13 protein-coding genes are annotated in these 18145 nt (G+C 44.2%); 4 read left to right on the top strand and 9 right to left on the bottom strand.

From position 1 onward, the window contains the following. Positions 1-33 precede the first annotated feature (33 nt). A complete protein-coding gene (locus tag DR864_RS20540) occupies positions 34-606 on the bottom strand; it encodes an RNA polymerase sigma factor (RefSeq protein ID WP_114068732.1) in 573 nt (190 codons plus the stop codon). A gap of 147 nt (positions 607-753) precedes the next feature. On the opposite strand from DR864_RS20540, the gene corA reads away from it, so the two are divergent. Beyond that, positions 754-1734 carry a magnesium/cobalt transporter CorA gene (corA, locus tag DR864_RS20545; protein ID WP_229599428.1) on the top strand — a complete coding sequence of 327 codons (981 nt, stop codon included), beginning with the start codon at positions 754-756 and terminating at the stop codon, positions 1732-1734. A gap of 90 nt (positions 1735-1824) precedes the next feature. Here corA and DR864_RS20550 read toward each other — a convergent pair whose 3' ends face one another. The 6 genes from DR864_RS20550 to DR864_RS20575 all read right to left on the bottom strand — a co-directional run bounded on the left by DR864_RS20550 (position 1825) and on the right by DR864_RS20575 (position 9254). Then, positions 1825-2484, bottom strand: a complete 660-nt coding sequence (locus DR864_RS20550; protein ID WP_114068734.1) for an OmpH/Skp family outer membrane protein — start codon at positions 2482-2484, stop codon at positions 1825-1827. A 6-nt stretch (positions 2485-2490) separates the two neighbouring features. After that, positions 2491-3108, bottom strand: coding sequence for an OmpH/Skp family outer membrane protein (locus DR864_RS20555; protein ID WP_114068735.1), 618 nt, complete (start codon positions 3106-3108; stop codon positions 2491-2493). An 80-nt stretch (positions 3109-3188) separates the two neighbouring features. Then, positions 3189-5828, bottom strand: coding sequence for an outer membrane protein assembly factor BamA (gene bamA, locus DR864_RS20560; RefSeq protein WP_114068736.1), 2640 nt, complete (start codon positions 5826-5828; stop codon positions 3189-3191). A gap of 159 nt (positions 5829-5987) precedes the next feature. Next, positions 5988-6737: an undecaprenyl pyrophosphate synthase gene (gene uppS / locus DR864_RS20565; protein ID WP_114068737.1), complete on the bottom strand. Its 750-nt coding sequence runs from the start codon at positions 6735-6737 to the stop codon at positions 5988-5990. A 154-nt stretch (positions 6738-6891) separates the two neighbouring features. Further along, positions 6892-8277: an MATE family efflux transporter gene (locus DR864_RS20570; protein ID WP_114070386.1), complete on the bottom strand. Its 1386-nt coding sequence runs from the start codon at positions 8275-8277 to the stop codon at positions 6892-6894. A gap of 62 nt (positions 8278-8339) precedes the next feature. Then, complete coding sequence (locus DR864_RS20575; RefSeq protein WP_114068738.1) at positions 8340-9254, bottom strand: WD40 repeat domain-containing protein; 915 nt, start codon at positions 9252-9254, stop codon at positions 8340-8342. A 96-nt stretch (positions 9255-9350) separates the two neighbouring features. Here DR864_RS20575 and DR864_RS20580 point away from each other — a divergent pair, with 96 nt between their 5' ends. Beyond that, positions 9351-9986, top strand: a complete 636-nt coding sequence (locus DR864_RS20580) for a 4'-phosphopantetheinyl transferase family protein (protein ID WP_114068739.1) — start codon at positions 9351-9353, stop codon at positions 9984-9986. A gap of 14 nt (positions 9987-10000) precedes the next feature. Here DR864_RS20580 and DR864_RS20585 read toward each other — a convergent pair whose 3' ends face one another. Continuing rightward, positions 10001-10849: a transglutaminase-like domain-containing protein gene (locus DR864_RS20585; protein WP_114070387.1), complete on the bottom strand. Its 849-nt coding sequence runs from the start codon at positions 10847-10849 to the stop codon at positions 10001-10003. Between the two features lie 93 nt (positions 10850-10942). On the opposite strand from DR864_RS20585, the gene galE reads away from it, so the two are divergent. Together galE and rfbB are read left to right on the top strand one after the other, a co-directional pair. Then, complete coding sequence (gene galE, locus DR864_RS20590; protein WP_114068740.1) at positions 10943-11962, top strand: UDP-glucose 4-epimerase GalE; 1020 nt, start codon at positions 10943-10945, stop codon at positions 11960-11962. A 44-nt stretch (positions 11963-12006) separates the two neighbouring features. After that, entirely contained in the window at positions 12007-13062 is a 1056-nt protein-coding gene (rfbB, locus tag DR864_RS20595; RefSeq protein ID WP_114068741.1) for a dTDP-glucose 4,6-dehydratase, read from the top strand. 65 nt (positions 13063-13127) lie between these two features. On the opposite strand, the gene DR864_RS20600 is transcribed toward rfbB, so the two are convergent. After that, positions 13128-17870: an SdrD B-like domain-containing protein gene (locus DR864_RS20600; RefSeq protein WP_114068742.1), complete on the bottom strand. Its 4743-nt coding sequence runs from the start codon at positions 17868-17870 to the stop codon at positions 13128-13130. Positions 17871-18145: the final 275 nt, after the last annotated feature.

Here is an 18145-nt window from a genome sequence, read left to right on the forward strand (position 1 = left end):
ACTTATTGTACATTAATATTCTCTACTTGCGGCTCAATTGTCACTTCTATTACTTAATAGTTCCAATAATTTTTTCTTTCCCCGCATGTATTGCGTGCGGGAGGTACTTTCACTGATGTTGAGGATTTCACCGATTTCTTCGTGGTCGTATCCTTCAAACAAATACAGAGAAAGAACGACTCGATATCCTTCGGGGAGTTGGGCAATTCCTCTTCGAACGCGTTCAACGTCCATTTGAATACCTTCTTCGTCTGTCGGAGCATCGTCGGCAATGTCGTGGTCATCATCTCCGTAGCCATAGCCTTCGATGTCAACAAGTTGCATTTTTCGTTGACGGAGGTGATTGATGGCTTTATTGACCACAATCTGCTTCAGCCACGCCCCAAACGTGGACTGCCCCCTGAACGTATGTAAATTGCAAAAAGCATCCAAAAACGCTTCTTGCAGCACGTCTTCGGCTTCCCCAATATGGTTTACCACCCGTACACATACGTTCAACATGGATTTCGAATAAAGCTTGTACAGTTCATACTGGGCTTTTCTATCTCCTTGTTTACAGCGTTCAACGAGTTCGACGTGTTTGTCTATGTAATGTTTAGGTTCCAATCGGCTGTATTTTCGAGGTAATGACAATGGATAAAATCAAATGTTGCATCGATTTGAAAAAAAATGTTTTGTAAAACATTTTCACCGTTACACACTTCAAAACATAGTGACAAAATCTGCAAAATGCGCGTAAAATCCTAAAATCAATTGGCTAACTTTGGCGCAAATGAAGCAGAAAGAGGTATGGTCAGGATATATTATCGTGAAGGCAAGCAGATTAAACGTGAAACCGACGTCCGGGAAATAGGGCATCTGAAAAGCATTTTGTGGATAGATTTACAATCGCCCACCCAGGAAGAAGAAGAATGGGTGGAGACAAAGTGTGATATTAGTTTTCAAACCCCGCAAGAGATTGTCGAAATTGAGAGCAGTTCGCGGTATTTTGAACAAAATAATACCATCAACGCTAACTCCAATTTCCTCAAAATCAGTGCAGAGGGCTACGTTATTTATCCTGTCTCGATTTTGATTCGGGAGGGGGTACTGTTTACTTATAGAAGCGGAGATTCCAAGACTTTCGCCGATACAGTGCGAAAAATGAAGGTGAGTCAGGAAACGTTTCAGAGCGGGGTAGACATGTTGTTGCTGCTACTCGAAACTAGAATCGAAAGCGATGCGGATGTGTTGGAAGGTTTATCAAAAGATATTTCAAACATCAGCAAAGACCTTAACCGGGAACAAAAAGCAAAACAGGATATTCTGCTGAAGATTAACATGATGCAGGAGAATACCATGCTCCTACGCGAAACCATCATCGACAAGCAGCGCGTATTGTCGGGCATTTTGAGAAGTCAGTTTTTTCCTGAAGACCGTAAAGAGCGTCTGCGTATTGTTTTGAAAGATATAAGTTCGTTGCTTGAATACAGCACCTTCAACTTTGAGCGACTGGAGTATCTTCAAAATACGTTTATGGGCTTGATTAATCTTGAACAAAACCAAATCATCAAGATTTTTACCGTTTTCACCATCATCTTTATGCCCCCCACATTGATTGCGGGGATTTTTGGGATGAATTACAGCATTTTACCCACAAGTACGCATCAGTATGGATTTTGGTTTTCGTTACTGCTGATGGCCTGTTCGATGGCTGGAATGTGGTTTTTCTTTAAGCGAAAGCACTGGATTTAAAATCGTTAAGATTAGAGGGGCAAATTATAAAAAGAGAAGGGTAGCCAACGGCTACCCTTCTCTTTTTATAGGCTACAAAGATAAAACTGCTTAGTTTTTCTTCACGGGAGCAGGTGTTGCAGGCTTGTTAGCTGCGGGCTGCTGTGGAGTAGTTGCTGGCTTTAATTGCTGAACGGCAGCTTCGGCAGCGGCTTTTTGCTGCTTTTCGATTTCGGCAGGATCAACGCCTAATTTCTTCAACACAAGGTTGCTTACGTTCAACTCGTCAGAACCAGCAAACAGAATGATTGGGGTGGTTTGTGCACCACCGTCCATATTGAGGATGTAGGTATAGCTGTTTTCTTTACCCACCGCTTCAATAGCCGTGTTGATTTTAATCAATACTGGCTGAATCAATTGCTGTTGTTTTTTCTGCAATGATTCCTGTGAAGTGCGTTGAAAATCTTGAAAATCTGTTTGAAGACGGCTCAGTTCCTTTTCTTTATCAGCACGGATGATTTCCGACCACTTAGTTGCGTTTTGCTCGTAGGCTTTATATTTATCTTCAAACTCCTTCTGCTTGTCCTGCATTGCTTTTTGAATTTGTTGCTGCTGGATTTGGAGTTCGTTTTCGATTTTTTTGCTTTCGGGTAATACTGACAAGATATAGTCTACATTGGTCCAACCGATTTTAGGGGCTTGTTGGGCTTTCGTTTCTACTCCGATTAAAGCTACAATGGCTATTAGGGCCACGATGAATTTGCTCTTCATTTTTATCTACTGTTTTGGTTTGGTTGTTTTATTTGGGGTATCCGTTGCATTTGGTTTAGCCGCAGGCGTATTAACGCCGGGTGTACTCGTTTTATTATTTTTCGTGTCTGTTACTAAGCCCAATTCTTCCATTACATAATCAGTGTAATCATGGACGGGGTTTGAATAGATAATGACAAAATCACTTGATTTGTCAAGCAGCATATCCAATCTCCGTTGCCGACATACGCGCTCACTGGCTTTGTATACTTGGTCGGTAATGGGTTTGATGAGTTCTTTTTTCTTTTGAAACAGCAACCCTTCAAAGCCGAAAATTTTATTGTTATACTCTCTTGCTTCGCGTTCTTTGTCGTTGATTTCCTGCTGGCGTTTGCGTTTCATTTCGTCCGTCAGCAATACTTCTTCGGCTTGGTAGAGGCGTTGCAGCTTGTCTATTTCGGCATATTTATCCTGAATTTCCTTGGCCCAACGATCTGAAAATTTATCCAATTCGGCTTGCGCTTTTTGATAATCAGGCATTTTTGTCGTTACATACTCCATATCGATATACCCTAATTTCTGGGCTGATAATGAGTAGGTTACTAGAACAAACTGCAAAAGTAGTAAAAGCCGGCGGGTTTTCATACATCTTTTGGATTTTGAAGACCGGATAATAGGCATCGCTTTTTCTCTTTTTCAACGCCCGGTATCCAAAATCTGCTTTTTTATCTAAGTTGTTGTCCAATCGTAAAGTGGAATTGGGGCCCGCTACGTTTGGTTTGCCCTGGTAGCGGATCAAATCCATACGCCCAGTCGATACCGATAAGACCAAAAGCAGGCATAAATATACGTGCTCCAACCCCGGCAGAACGTTTAAGGTCAAACGGATTGAAATCTTTGTATTTTTTCTGCGGCGCATCGGTTCCCCAGTTGTTGCCTGCTTCGGCAAATACCAAACCAAAAATGGTAGCCGAAGGGTTGAGTGAGAGAGGGTAGCGGAGCTCCATGACGTATTTACTGTATGCAACCCCTCCAAGACTTGATGCCACTCCCGTGTTGGTGGCACCAGTCGTTTGAGAGGCGTCAGTTGTACTTAAACGGTTATAGATTGGAACAAGAGCGCGGTCAGCATACCCACGTAAACCGATAATATCCTGTGCCAACGCAAACATCCCATAACCTGCCAACCCTGAGCCTCCCAGCACGAATCGCTCAAAAGGACTGATGGAAAGATTTTGGTTGTATCTACCCAAAAAGCCTAAATGGGCACGGGTACTGAGTACTAATTTGCCTGCTACGGTCTGGAACCAACTGGCGTCAAACATCCACTTATGGTATTCTACCCATTTATACTGTGCTTCCTTGGTATCAAAACTAGTTTTGCCTGTAAGTGCCGAATAAGGAGGGGTAAAGGTTCCGCTCAAAGAGAACGAAGACCCTCCACGTGGGAACTGCGGGTTGTCAATAGTGTTGCGCGATAACGTCAGGTTAAGCGTTAAGTTGTTTGAAACCCCGTTAGGATAACCGATTCCGAACAAGTCAAGGCTATCCATTCGGTAGCGCTGATAAGACAATGCCGAACTCAACACAAAATAACGATCTGGGATTTTAAGACGCTTTCCGAGAGAAACCGTAACACCCGTGTTTTTGTAAGAACCCAAGAAATTTAAGGCGCTGCTGTTTGAGCGGGTATAAAAATTAGAATAATCAACGGTACGATATACGGTACGGCTGAGGTTTATTCCAAAGGTTACGGGTTTTTTACCGCCTAGCCAAGGTTCGGTAAAGCTAATCGAATACGTTTGGAATTGACGCCCACTTGCTTGGAAACGTACTGCCAATTTCTGCCCGTCGCCGGAAGGTAGGGGCTTCCAAGCTTTCAGATTGCCGATATTTTTTGTAGAGAAATTGTTGAAAACCAATCCTAACGTACCTACAAATCCGATAAATCCACCCCAACCGCCAGAAAGCTCAATTTGGTCACTTGGTTTTTCTTCTACGGTGTATTCAATATCTACGGTGCCATCTTCGGGGTGAGGAATAGGCTGAATACCAATTTTTTCCGCATCAAAGTAACCCAATTGTGAAAGCTGGCGCTGCGTGTTGATAATTTCCGTTTTGCTGAATTTTTGGCCCGGCAACGTAAATAGCTCGCGCATTACGACGTGGTCGCTGGTTTTGGTGTTTCCGTTTAAGATAATCTTATTGATGGTGGCCTGTTTGCCCTCAAAAATCCGCATTTCGACGTCAATCGAATCTCCTTCGATAGATTTTTCAACGGGACGGCAGTTGTAGTACAAGTAGCCATCATCCATATAAAGTGAGCTTACGTCCTGCCCAGGATTGGCTTCAAGGCGTTTTTGGATTTCTTCAGGATTGTAGATATCTCCTTTTTTCAACCCAAATACTTTATTCAAAATCTCGGTTGAATGAAGGTAATTCCCCTCCCAAGTTATATTACGGATAAAGTAACGAGGCCCTTCCTCAATGTTCATGACCAAATCAATGGTTTTGCCGTCGGCATTTTGGATGATTGAATCCGAAACAATCGTGGCATCCCGGAAACCGTTCTTGTTGTAAAGCTCAATGAGTTTCTCTTTGTCCTCGTCGTATTTTTTGGGGATAAATTTAGAAGGTGTAAACAAACGCCCGAAGCGCATTTGCTTGGTGCCTTTCATTTTGTTGCGTAGCTTCTGTTCGTAAATCTCAGTGCGTCCGTTGAAAACAATCTGACGAATTTTGACTTTGGGTCCTTTAGAAACAAATATTTTCAGGGTTGCATTTCCCCGGGTAGAATCCGTAATTTGGGCAATGCGTACTTTTACGTTCAAAAATCCTTTGTCCATAAAAAAGCGTTTCACGGCCAACTGCGTGTTTTTAATCATCGTGTTGGAAATAATACGCCCTTTGGGAAGTTTAATTTTGTCGTTAAGGGATTCCTGCTCTCCTTTACGGATTCCGTCGTAGGTTACTTTAAATAAGCGCGACTGCTCTTTAATATGAAGCTCAAGCCAGATTTGGTCGCCTTCAATCTTGCGGTAGAGCACTTCTACATCTTCGAGGATTTTCTGGTCCATCAATTTTTTGATGGCGCCAGTGATGGCATCTCCGGGGACTTTGATTTTATCACCAATTTTCAGCCCCGACATTGAAATCATGGAGTTGGGGTCCAAAAATTGATTTCCTGTCACAACGATGTCAGCAATGACGAGCTCTTTGGGATTGGCATAACTAACGGCATCTTCGACGGGCGCGGTTGTAGTACGTTGTCCAAGACCCAATTGTTGGGCCATTGCTGATACTACAGTGCATAGAAAAACGACCACAAAAGTTGCTAAGCGGCCGGGGCGGTTAAAATTTTTCATAGGTAGGTACACAATTCTTGCGCTCACGGTTCGGTATCAATTCTTTATAATTGCTTTGATTGTACGTGTTTCGAGTTTGATAAAGTAAGAAAAACAAGGGTAGAAATCCGTCGTAAAGAGCATTTTTATCCAAAATGGTATAACGATAAAAGTACGGCTTTATTTCGCATCGCTCAGAATCTGTTCGCTGGTTTTTCCGAATCGACGTTCCCGCTGCTGAAAAGACAAAATAGCTTCGTGCAGGTGGTTACGGCGAAAGTCAGGCCAAAATACATCGTCATAAAAATAGAGCTCTGCATAGGCCAATTGCCACAACAGGAAATTGCTGATTCGGTGGTCGCCTCCTGTCCGTAGCATCAGGTCTACTTCGGGGCGATCGAGGGTCGAAAGCTTGGAGTTCAGTAGGTTTTCGGTAATGTCTTCAGGGCGCAGCGTTCCTGCCTTTACTTCGCGGGCAAGCTGTTGGGTAGCCTGAACAATATCCCATTTTCCGCTGTAGCCGAGTGCTAAAATCAAATTAAGACCAGTGTTTTGGCTTGTCTTATCGATGGCTTCCTGAAGTTCACGCTGACAGGATTTAGGCAAGCTCTCGATGTCGCCAATGCTATTGAGTCGGACATTGTTTTTTTGCAATGTAGGTAATTCATCCGCAATGGTATGAACCAACAACTCCATCAGTGCCCGTACTTCTGCTTCTGGGCGGCCCCAGTTTTCGGTCGAGAAGGCATATAAGGTCAAGTATTCAACTCCCAGCTCTGCACAACCTTCGGTCGCTTCGCGTACTGCCTTGATGGCATTGCGATGTCCGAAAACCCGCATTGCGCCGCGTTGTTTGGCCCATCGTCCGTTGCCATCCATGATAATGGCAATGTGTTGAGGGAGTTTAGTACGGTCAATTTGATCTTTCATTACAAGGGATATTGAGTCGTTTCTTTGCTAAATCAGTAAGTAATAAAAAAAATAATGATAAGGCCCTGATTTATAGTTGACGACTAGAAATAGGGCAGCAAAGTTAGGTAAATTATCAGGGATTCAAAACTGGTCAACCAGTTGAATTTGAGTATTAGACCTTCTTATTTTTCCATTTTCCGCGTTTAAAAAGCACAATTCCGACTACAGCCAGCAATGATTCACTGAAAGCAACGGAAGTATAAACGCCTTCCGGGCCCATCTTGAGTTGTTTTGCGAGAATGTATGCCAGCGGAATTTCGACGGCCCAAAAGCAAAATAGGTTCATCAGCGTAGGCGTAAGGGTATCGCCAGCGCCGTTGAATGATTGACTGATGACCATCCCATAGGCAAAAAACAGGTAGCCCAAGCAAACGATTCGTAAGCAATTGACGCCCGTATTGACGGTTACCGGGTCGGCGTTGAACCAAGAAATAATGGGGCGGGAAAAAATGAAAAAGACGAGTGCAATGACGGCTAGAAAAAGAAAATTCAAAAAAGCTGCCCGCCACACTGAGGCTTCGGCGCGGTCGGGCTTGTTGGCTCCGAGGTTTTGACCTACCAGTGTGGCGGCGGCATTGGCCATACCCCACGAAGGTAAAATTGTGAACACAATGATACGGATTGCAATGGTATACCCTGCAACAATGCTCGGACCGAAATCAGAGAGGATGCGCGTCAGAAATACCCAACTCGCGGAGGAAATCAAAAACTGACCTGTTCCACCCGCGGCTACGCTCAGTAAATTACGAATGATGGCAAGATTGACTTTAAATTGGGTAGCCAATACTTGAATGGTTCCGGTGGTTTTGGCCAGCGCATTTAATTGGTACAATACGCCCACCGTACGGCCGATGGTGGTTGCCATCGCTGAGCCTGCCACGCCAAACGCAGGCACGGGCCCCCAACCAAAAATAAATAGAGGACAAAGCAAAATATTGATGCCGTTGGCAATCCAGAGAGAACGCATGGCAACGGCGGCATCTCCGCCGCCACGTAGCACCCCACTCAGCGTATAAAGGAGCATAATGGCGGGACTGCTCGCAAAAATGATTCTTGTAAAATCAGACCCAGAAGAAATTAATGCTGGAGAGCCTCCCATAGCGCGTAAAATGGCCTCAGCCCCAAAAAAACCGCCAAGTCCCATGGCTATTCCCAGCCCCAGCGAAACCAGAATGACCTGCGCGGCCGCGTGACCAGCTTCAATAAACTGTTTTTCGCCTACCCGCCTTGCTACAATGGCCGTGGCTGCGGTGCTTAGACCGATGGCAACGGAGTACACAAGCGTAAGCACCGACTCCGTAAGACCTACGGTTGCGATAGCATCAGTGCTGATTTTGGAAACAAAAAATACATCTACTACCGCAAACAGAGATTCCATGACCATTTCCAAAATCATGGGAACTGATAACAGAAAAATAGCGCGATTAATACTTCCAGAGGTGTATTCCTGTTCTTCGCCTTTGAGGGCTTGGAGCAATAACGTAAAGAATTTTTGCATGGCTGTAAATGAGAGTATTTCGTCGATTGGAACGATGAACGAAAACCGTTCAAAACACAAATTTACGAACTTTTTATATCCCACACCGAAATTCGTTTGTCATCGCTGGCCGAAATCAGCTGATTATCAAACGTTGACCAAAGAAGTTTGTTGATGGATGTGCCGTGCCCCGCGTGTCGAGCGCGGTCGATGACTTTGAGTAACTTAAAGGTAGTGGCGTCCCATACTTTAATAGATTTGTCCATGCTGCAAGTAGCCAGCCATTGCGCATTGGGACTATAAACAACGTGATTGATGGCAAAAAGATGCGCTACAACATCCTGATGCAGCCTGTACTTTTCGGATACATCCCATACTTTGAGGTGCGCATCCCGACTACCAGAAATTAAAAATCGCCCGTCGGGAGAATATTGTATCGTAAACACCGAATTGGTGTGTGCTACTAAGGTATAATGTAATACATGGTCGTCGAGGCCAAATATCCGGATTGTATGGTCACTGTACCCCACCGCGAGCTCGCGGGTGTGAGGGTTGATGCTGATACAACGGGCGCTTTGGTTAGAAGCTTTCAGGTGTTTACGGACCGCAAATTGGTCTTTGTCCATGATTAACACTACGCCGTCAGAAAGTCCAATAAATACCTGATTTTCAAAGAATTGAATATCAAAAATGGTAGTAGAGGTCAGGCGAATGGATGATACAACCTGCTTTTCATACGGTGCAATTCGTTGAATTCCTTCGTAGTTTTGCCCTACCCACAGTTGGTTCTGAACCGAGTCATACGCCATAGCATATACCGAAGCGGGCACTTGAGCCACCACTTCTCCCCAATCTGGACGGGTCAAATCCCAATGTACGACCAGACCATCGCCCGCTGCCGAGAAAAAATGGTGCGGTTGGAGGGCAGGTTGGAGGGCGTAAACACAATCTCGGTGCCCCGAAAACGTATCTATTTTTTGAACTTGAATTTTCGTCATGGCATAAATGAACTCCCGACCTGAGGTTGGATAAGTATAAAATTACGGGCTATATTTACGAATTACAATGAATAAGTACTTGATAACTCCTTTATAATGCCGCTGGTTCGTCAATGGACAGTTTTTGATGACTGTGAAATTTTAGTTTGGGAAATTGCCGAGACTCCCGAGGTGTTGCTTCAGAACGTGGTGGCGGAGGCCGAAGAGTGGGATGAATTCAAAACCATTTCTCACCCCCAAAAACAATTAGAGTGGTTGACGGGACGATATGTTATGCAATTGTTGGTGGAAAGTAAGGGCTGGCCGTATGAAGGAATGGTAAAAGATGAATACGGAAAACCCCATTTAAGACACCGAATCGCCGAGATTTCTATCACGCATACGGTTAAGTACGTAGGGGTTACGTTGCACCCTACCAAACCGCTCGGAATTGACATGGAACGCATGGCTGACAAACTGGCCCGTGTAGCACCTAAGTTTTTGTCAGAAAATGAAAAGTTGGAGGCGCAGATGGAGCTTCCAAAATTAGTAACCTACTGGTGCGCCAAAGAGGCCTTGTATAAACTGGACGGTGTCCGGCGGCTTAACTTCAAAAATCACATTTTTGTCGAACCTTACAAAGAAAATGATTCGTATTTGAGAGGCGCTATTACTTACCCTGAAACTCAACAACAATTGCATCAGTTGCATCGGTTTTGGGTGGAGGATTTCTGCGGGGTCGTGGCTATTTAATAGATATTGTATATTTATTCAGGCAAAGGTTCATTCAGAATTAAGGCCATTTTTTCTATTTCATTGACCTTGTCGGTATCTCCCGTTTTTTCAAACGCCAGCGTCAGATTACGAAGCACGCGTTTGAGAATGTCAAGATTACTGCAAGGTTGATAAAACGTCTCGTTGGATTTTAGATTCAGCTGGGCAATGTAGTGGTCAATGTCTGAGCGCATAAACACCAGCCCTTTGTTAAACACATTGATGTAAAACTGAATCGAGTCCTGTTTGTAAGTCAGAACAAATAGATTGGGCAAATTGACACCGTAAACGGGCATATTGAGCCTCTGCGCAATAATCATGTAGATACAGCAAAGGGAAATCGGATTCCCTTTCTTTGTTTCCAACACCACGTTAATCATGGAGTTGCCGGCCGAATGAAAATTTTTGGTATTGGAGCCAAACTTTAATTTTGAGAAAAAGACGTGGTTTAGCGCCCGAATTTGGTCGATTGGGTGCATATCAGTCTTAAATTCAAGCCAAGTTTCGTAATAAAACTGTTCAAAATCTGCGCGAATTTTTTCCAGTGAAAGGTCAGGATACTGATAAGTAGCCACAATCCACAACCCTTCCAAGAGGTCGACAGCTCCGCCGTTGTACCAATTGGTCAAGCGTTCGAGGGTCAATACGTATTGAAGTTCATGAATCAACTCCTCTATTTTTCGCTGTACGTCGGGGCTAAAGCCCGCACTTTCCCATTCATTCTCTAAAAAAGGAATGATTTTGCCTCCCTGTTGCCGAATTTCGCGTTCAACCAAACGAGATACTTCCTTGTCGTCGTCGTCGAGTAGCGAAACCAGCGCTTTGATTTCTTGCTCTGTCATACGGTATGATTTGGCGTTGTTGGCGATAAATAAAAACAATTTTTTTTCAGCGCCCAAATTTTATAGTTTTGTTACTCACTTTTTGCTCAATATATGAAAATATTAGTCACAGGCGGGGCGGGCTTTATTGGCTCACATACAGTCGTTGAATTACAAAAATCGGGTTTTGAACCTATCATCATTGACAATTTTAGCAATTCAGAGGAAAAAGTATTGGAAGGCCTCGAAAAAATAATTGGTAAGCCAGTTGTTTGCTACAAAGCAGATTGCAACGATGAAACCGCGTTGCGTGCGCTTTTTGAAAAGGAAAAAATTGGGGGAGTAATTCATTTTGCGGCCAACAAAGCCGTGGGAGAATCGGTCGAGAATCCGCTTCTTTATTACGGAAACAACATTGGTACTACTGTTCTTTTATTAAAATTAATGAAAGAGTATGGGGTACATAATTTTGTTTTTTCTTCTTCATGTACGGTTTATGGTCAACCCGACCATCTGCCCGTAACAGAAGCTACGCCGCGTCAGGAAGCGGCTTCGCCGTACGGCAACACCAAGAAAATATGCGAAGATATCATCCGTGATTTTATCTTTTCGAAGCCCGCCATGAAGGCCATTGCGTTGCGGTATTTCAATCCCGTGGGCGCCCACGAATCGGCCGAAATAGGGGAGTTGCCACGCGGAGTTCCGAGCAATCTGGTTCCTTACATTACCCAAACTGCGGCGGGCTTGCGTCAAAAATTGACCGTTTTTGGCAGTGATTATAATACTCCTGATGGTACCTGCATTCGTGATTTTATTCACGTGGTCGATTTGGCCAAAGCGCACGTAAAAGCGTTGGAATTGCTGGCGGGTGTGCAGGAAGAAAACTTCTATGATGTATTTAATATTGGTACAGGAGAGGGCGTGACGGTGTTGCAACTGATTAAAACGTTTGAAGAAGTAAATAATGTCAAATTAAATTACAGCATTGGGCCGCGTCGCCCGGGCGATGTGGAACAGATTTATGCCCAAGTTGATAAGTCGCGGGAAGTGATGAATTGGCAAACCGAAAAATCCCTGGAAGATTCACTGCGGGATGCATGGCGTTGGGAGCAAAAATTAGCAACACGCAAATAGTTTATATAAAGCTTTAGAAGATCTGAATTTTATTCTCAACAACTATGCAAAAAATACTTATAACGGGAGGAGCTGGTTTTATTGGGTCGCATGTGGTACGACGGTTTGTAACGAGCTATCCCACCACCCAAATTGTCAATTTAGACGCCCTTACCTACGCTGGTAATTTAGCTAACCTGACGGATATAGAAAGCCAACCCAATTATACGTTTGTAAAAGGGGACATTACAGACGCGGCGTTTATTGATGAACTTTTCAAAACGCATGACTTTACGGGGGTTGTTCATTTGGCGGCCGAGTCGCACGTCGACCGTTCTATTTCTGACCCCATGGCGTTTGTGATGACCAATGTGATTGGCACGGTAAATTTGCTCAATGCAGCTCGTATTGCATGGAAAGGAAAAGAGGAAGGGCGACGTTTTTATCACGTTTCGACCGACGAAGTCTACGGAGAGCTTCACGACCCGAAGGAGTTTTTTGTGGAAACCACCAGCTATGACCCACGGTCGCCGTATTCAGCATCGAAAGCTTCTTCTGACCATTTTGTGCGGGCGTACCATAACACGTACAAATTGCCCGTGGTGATTTCTAATTGTTCCAACAATTACGGACCCAATCATTTTCCCGAAAAGCTGATTCCATTGATGATTAATAATATTCAGAACAACAAGCCGCTTCCCGTTTATGGAAAAGGTGAGAATGTTCGGGATTGGCTGTACGTCGAAGACCACGCACGCGCCATTGACTTGATTTACCATGAAGGTGTAAATGGCGAAACCTATAATATTGGTGGTTGCAATGAGTGGAAAAATCTGGATTTGGTATTTCTGCTGTGTAAAGTGATGGATGAGAAATTGGGAAGGCCCGAAGGAACATCGGCTCAGTTGATTACTTACGTCACCGACCGTGCCGGCCATGATTTGCGCTATGCCATTGACCCGTCCAAGCTGATGAATGAATTGGGCTGGAAACCTTCGGTTACATTTGAAGAAGGACTGGAGAAAACCGTGCAATGGTATTTGGATAATCAAAAATGGCTAGAAAATGTCACTTCTGGCAATTATCAAAAATATTATGATGGGATGTATGTAGACCGTTGATAATCAAGAAAACCGCAACAAAAAAGAGAGCCCCTAGGAGCTCTCTTTTTTGTTAGAAGCGGCATTTAGATATTTTTTCCAGCCTTTTTGGTTTGTTTAATAGTAAACGGAACACAGATTTCTTCGGGGCAACAATTGTTGCCAGGCTCAATGATTACGGGGCAGCAGCCTTCAGCTGGGCAAGTATTATTGTTGGCGGTGAAGGTATACGTTCCTGTTTCAGTGAGTAAAACCTCATTTCCGCTGGCTATTGCGCTGGTTCCACCATCTTTAAACCATTGAACATTCGTGTATTTAGCAGGGACGCTGACCTGCACTTTTTCCCCTACACACAACTTAAGAGGAACGGTAAAACACTGGCGATCAATGTCGTCTTCTCCTTCTTGGGCATTATTTGGGGTTGAATCTTTGTCTTTTTCGTTGGTTTTACTGATTTCGGCGGTGTTGAAATGAACACCTTCCTGCACGGCTTTTACCTTGTAGGTCAGAGTGACGGTATCGCCGTTGGCGGCAATGTTGCCAATGTCCCACTTAATGACATTATTATTAATGGAAGCCGTACCACGGGAAGCATTAAAAGAGCCATTAATAAATTGAATGCTGGTAGCAATGGAGTCGGCTACTTCAACACCCGTGGCATCGTTGGTAAATTCATTCCATACTTTGATGGTGTAAGTAAGAGTATCGCCAATGTGGGCGATTTTGGTGCTGATGCTTTTCTTTAAAGCCAAATCAACATCGCAATTCTGGGCCGAGACGATGACGGCGGTTCGGGGTTGATTGATACATTCCGGGGCACCTGTCAAGGCTACATAGAAAGTATCGGTAGCGCTTATGATACCAGTTGGTTTGAAAGAGAGCCCCGTTGCGAGTGCAGTCCCCCCTGTTGGGTTAGCGTACCAATTAGCCGTAACTCCGTTGAGATTGGTTCCGATAAGGATGATTTTGAGGGTAGGGAGCGTATCTCCGATACAGGCCGTGGCATTTGGTGTGAGCAGGTTAATCTGTGGGCAACTGCAATCGGGGGCAATAAAAGTGGTATCAAACACACAGTTGGCCCGTAGACTGTCGGTTACAATTAGATTGGTTCCGTTGGGAATGCCTGTTACGGTGTAAGGGTTGGTTCCAGAAAGTGTACCCGCATTGACTTTTAAGCTACCATTTTTGTTAGCGATAGAGAAACTAACGCTGTAGACAGCGGTGCTAGGTGAACAGATCGGGTTTGCAGTAAGCGTCCAAACAGGCTTGATACACGGGATAATCAAAGCAGCATCAATGGTTGGATTGTCTTTGTCGATTCCTGTTTCCAAAGTATTGATGTTGATGATTGGGCTTTCTGCCGAGTTTGGGTCAAAGTCGGAGTCGTTTGTGTCATTACCGCCATTGCTAGTTACATCCTTTTTAGGGCTGATTTGGCAGGTATCTGGCAGAGAGTTAAGCACGATTTTGACTTTATAATTGCCTGAATCCAGACCTGAGAAACCGTAGATTCCGTTGGTATCGGTAGTGTCGGTGGCCAGTAATGCGTCATTATTGTCACTGTTTAGCAGTTGTACAATTACCCCTTTCACGCCAGGCTCGTTGGCATCCTGCAAACCGTTATCGTTGAGATCTTTCCAGATAAAGTCACCGATACTTCCTTTGAGGCAGTTTTTAGTTTCGACGGCAACCGTATCGGCACAACCTGTGGCTGAGTTAGTCAATATAAATTGATAGATACCGATTGCATCCATGCCTGTAACAATACCCGAGGTGGGGTCGATGGCAACTGTTTTTGGGGTACTTCCGAGCTGAGTCCAAGTTTCACCACTGGCGGCATTAGGTAGATCGACACTGGCAACGGTGTTACAAATGGCGTTGCCACCTGTAATATCAGCGCCGGCAATGGGTTTAGCACCCACTGTTATCTGTACCGTGTCTGTACAGCCATCCACGGTGTAAATAAACTTAAAGATTCCTGAAGTATTTGTGGCAAAACTTACATTGGCAACACCAGCGATAGTGCTTCCCAAAGTGGCACCCGAGGGATTAGCAGGATTGGATTGGGCCGTCCAGCTACCTGTTGTTGGGCCAGTACCAGTCAGAGTTGCACTTGTTCCAGCGCAAACTGTTTGCGAATTTCCTGCGTTGGGTTTAGGCTTCACAGTGATGGCAACGTAAGCTGTATCCGAACAGGTTGGGCTGTTGCTTTCGCCAACAACGGCATAGTATCTGGTTACGCCGTCGGCCGTCGGCAATTGAGCGGCACTCGGTGTAAAGGTGGTTGAAGTCGCACCCTGGATAGCTGTTCCTAAGGAGGTAGCTGGTAAGTTATTGGCAATAGGACCGTACCATTTCTGCGAACTGACCGTTCCAGAAGTAATATTCATTGTAAAAGCACCGGCTGTCTCTCCCTGACAAAGTATTTGCGCTGAAGTGGCCGTAATCACGGGCGTTACGCATTCCGTTATACCAATGTCCAATGTATGATTGTTTTCACCATAGCTGCCTGTCGTATATGATATGGTAGCATCAGGGTTTATGTCGCTGTCTAGTCCATCGGTTGTTGCATCTTTTGTGCTAAAAGCCGTACAGGTTGCCAGTGCTCCAGCTCCCAAGGCTGTTTTTACTTTGATGGTGTAGGCGGTAGTAGGCAGCAGTGTGGTATCTGCTCCTGTGCCAACCCAAGCACTGCCTAGGCGGCTCTTACTGCTAAAATACCAAGTTCCGGTTTGTCCGGCTACGGTAGCAGTTGTAACCGTAGCAAGCAAGGTTGCTCCTTTATAGAGTTCAATTTCAACGCCGTTGATACCATCTTCACCTGCATCCTGAATCCCATCATTATCACTGTCTTTCCAAACTCGGTTACCAATTTCGAGAGGAGCTGGATTACAGAGTAGCTCAGGATCTCCCAGTCCACCTGCTTTACCAAAGTATTGTGGGTTGTCAGTTGCATTAGGAACAATGAGATATTGATCTGTTTTCGCGCCTGTCGAAGTATTGTACCAATGAAGTCCTTGGGTAAAAGCAGTTGCAGCCTGAGTCCCGCTGATAGGATCAAAAACATTATTAAGAATTTCCTGCGAGCCTTTTAACACAGCTAGTCCCCCTAATGAAGTTTCATTGTGATTAAACGTAGGAATAACATCCGTATCATTATAAGATTCTGCATAGTAGAATTCTCCGTTCCCGCTGGGCCCGTCAGTGCCTGAGGTACTATTGGTAGTATTGTCTAGAACTGCACAGCCAGCACTGCCTTCTTGCACATAACTGTTTCCTACTTTGCAATAATGGATAATATCTCCTGCTACATCTACTGACAAATAAAGTGTTATGGGTGATGCCTGAGGGGTAAAATTTCTAAATCCTCCCTGAAGTCCGAAACGATCCAGAAAACCAAGGTCAAGACCTGTATCTGAAAACTCAATGTCAGAGAGAATAGGTTGTGCAAAAGCCCTTTCATTGAAGCTGTTGGCATTGCTCCCTCCAGTAAGCCCTGTTTCGGCCCATGTATCTGCCCAGGGGTTCCAACTCCCAGATAAAGAAGCGCCAAAAACGGCCGCGGGTTCACGAGTATAGTTAAGCGGGAAGGAAAGCTCTGTGGTAAAAGCGGTAGGATTGGACGGGTCGAATGAAAGTACGTATGCGTGTAAATTAGCCGCCACCCCACTTGCGCCTTCAGCACTACATACTACGCCAAGATAGCCTTTTCCTCCATGAAATTTTAATGCCCACGGGCGCAATTCACCATTGGTACAGGTAGGCAATCCGCTAAAGTTGGCAATGGGATATTGATTGACGGTTGCTGTCGAGGGAGTAGGAGTATTGGCACTCACATCCATTCGAATAAGTGCCTTTTGGTTAAGGTTCACCATCCATAAAAAATGATCATTATCGGCTATATCAATTCCTCCAAATCCCACTTTGGCTATTTTACCAAAAGCATCAATATCTCGGCTGTCGTCAGTTGTGTTGTTGGGTAGGGCATTGGCTCCTGTACGATCTACACTTCCCAGATCAATGGCCGCACCGCCATTGCCTGGGGTAATTCCTTGTAAACTAAACGCATTTAAAAGATTGCCGCCGGCAGAGGTTGAATAATCGATCATATAAAGCCCTCCTAAACCTTGAGGACCAAGCCCAGAATGGCGTTTCAGGACCGCAGAGGTAAAAACCCGTTTTTTGGCTTTCTGCCACGCATTTCCCCATGTTGTTCCGATTTGTAGAATTTGAATGTTACTACTCATCTCAGTCCTTGCCGAACCCGAGCTGTTATAGGGTAATGTTATAAAACCGGGGTGAGTGTTACCTGAGACCGTATAAATCGCATTTCCGTTTTCGTAACAGGCTAAAGCAATCAGTGGGTTAGGTTGACAATATTCTTCGGGTATATTTATCCCTAAATGAGCCCTTGCCGCTGCTCCAGCAGTTACAAATTGTACTGATGTACCATTAAATGTATTGGTGACTCCGTGAAAGCCCGAAAAACTCCCAGCAGGAATAGCAGAGAATTCAATACGGACTTTTTGCCCTGAAGCAGTGGCGCCTGAGTTAGGAAAAGCATAGTCGCCAAAAGACCCTGTAGTGGTTGTTGCGGTGAGTACTCCGTTTGTTGCAGTAACTGTTATACCTGCTACCCCAATTTCCTTAAATAAAGGCGTTGAGGTAGAATCCTGAGTACCGCTCCCATTGTAATCTCTAAATACTTTTCCTTTTACTTGCGCCTGTGAAAAAGATACACTTGTTAGCCATATAGAGAAAGCTAGAACAAATAATTTTTGCCAGTTTGGCTTACTATCTACAAGAATGTAGTAATCGTTTGAGTGCATAAAAGTGGAGAATTTGGCGTATACCCGATATGTGTTTTAAAATAGAATATTTCTTAATAGTACCTTTTTGAAATAAAATGCAGCTATTAGGGATATTTATTTGGTATACAATTTATATGCCAACTATTTTAATTTTTTCAAAATATATACCTAGTATAGTCTGTATTGGCATATAAATTGACACGTATGTATATTAAAATAGTTATAATTGCCATAAGTAATATCCATAAAAGATTGTTGATATTATTCCAATAAGTTTTTACAAAAAAGTGTAA

Source organism: Runella rosea (genome assembly GCF_003325355.1).
In the GTDB taxonomy this organism is placed as follows: Bacteria; Bacteroidota; Bacteroidia; order Cytophagales; family Spirosomataceae; genus Runella; species Runella rosea.

Coding starts and splice junctions, on each gene's coding strand:
- DR864_RS20550 (WP_114068734.1), bottom strand. CDS start 2,484: ATGAAGAGCAAATTCATCGTGGCCCTAATAGCCATTGTAGCTTTAATC.
- DR864_RS20555 (WP_114068735.1), bottom strand. CDS start 3,108: ATGAAAACCCGCCGGCTTTTACTACTTTTGCAGTTTGTTCTAGTAACC.
- bamA (WP_114068736.1), bottom strand. CDS start 5,828: ATGAAAAATTTTAACCGCCCCGGCCGCTTAGCAACTTTTGTGGTCGTT.
- uppS (WP_114068737.1), bottom strand. CDS start 6,737: ATGAAAGATCAAATTGACCGTACTAAACTCCCTCAACACATTGCCATT.
- DR864_RS20570 (WP_114070386.1), bottom strand. CDS start 8,277: ATGCAAAAATTCTTTACGTTATTGCTCCAAGCCCTCAAAGGCGAAGAA.
- DR864_RS20575 (WP_114068738.1), bottom strand. CDS start 9,254: ATGACGAAAATTCAAGTTCAAAAAATAGATACGTTTTCGGGGCACCGA.
- DR864_RS20580 (WP_114068739.1), top strand. CDS start 9,351: ATGCCGCTGGTTCGTCAATGGACAGTTTTTGATGACTGTGAAATTTTA.
- DR864_RS20585 (WP_114070387.1), bottom strand. CDS start 10,849: ATGACAGAGCAAGAAATCAAAGCGCTGGTTTCGCTACTCGACGACGAC.
- galE (WP_114068740.1), top strand. CDS start 10,943: ATGAAAATATTAGTCACAGGCGGGGCGGGCTTTATTGGCTCACATACA.
- rfbB (WP_114068741.1), top strand. CDS start 12,007: ATGCAAAAAATACTTATAACGGGAGGAGCTGGTTTTATTGGGTCGCAT.
- DR864_RS20600 (WP_114068742.1), bottom strand. CDS start 17,870: ATGCACTCAAACGATTACTACATTCTTGTAGATAGTAAGCCAAACTGG.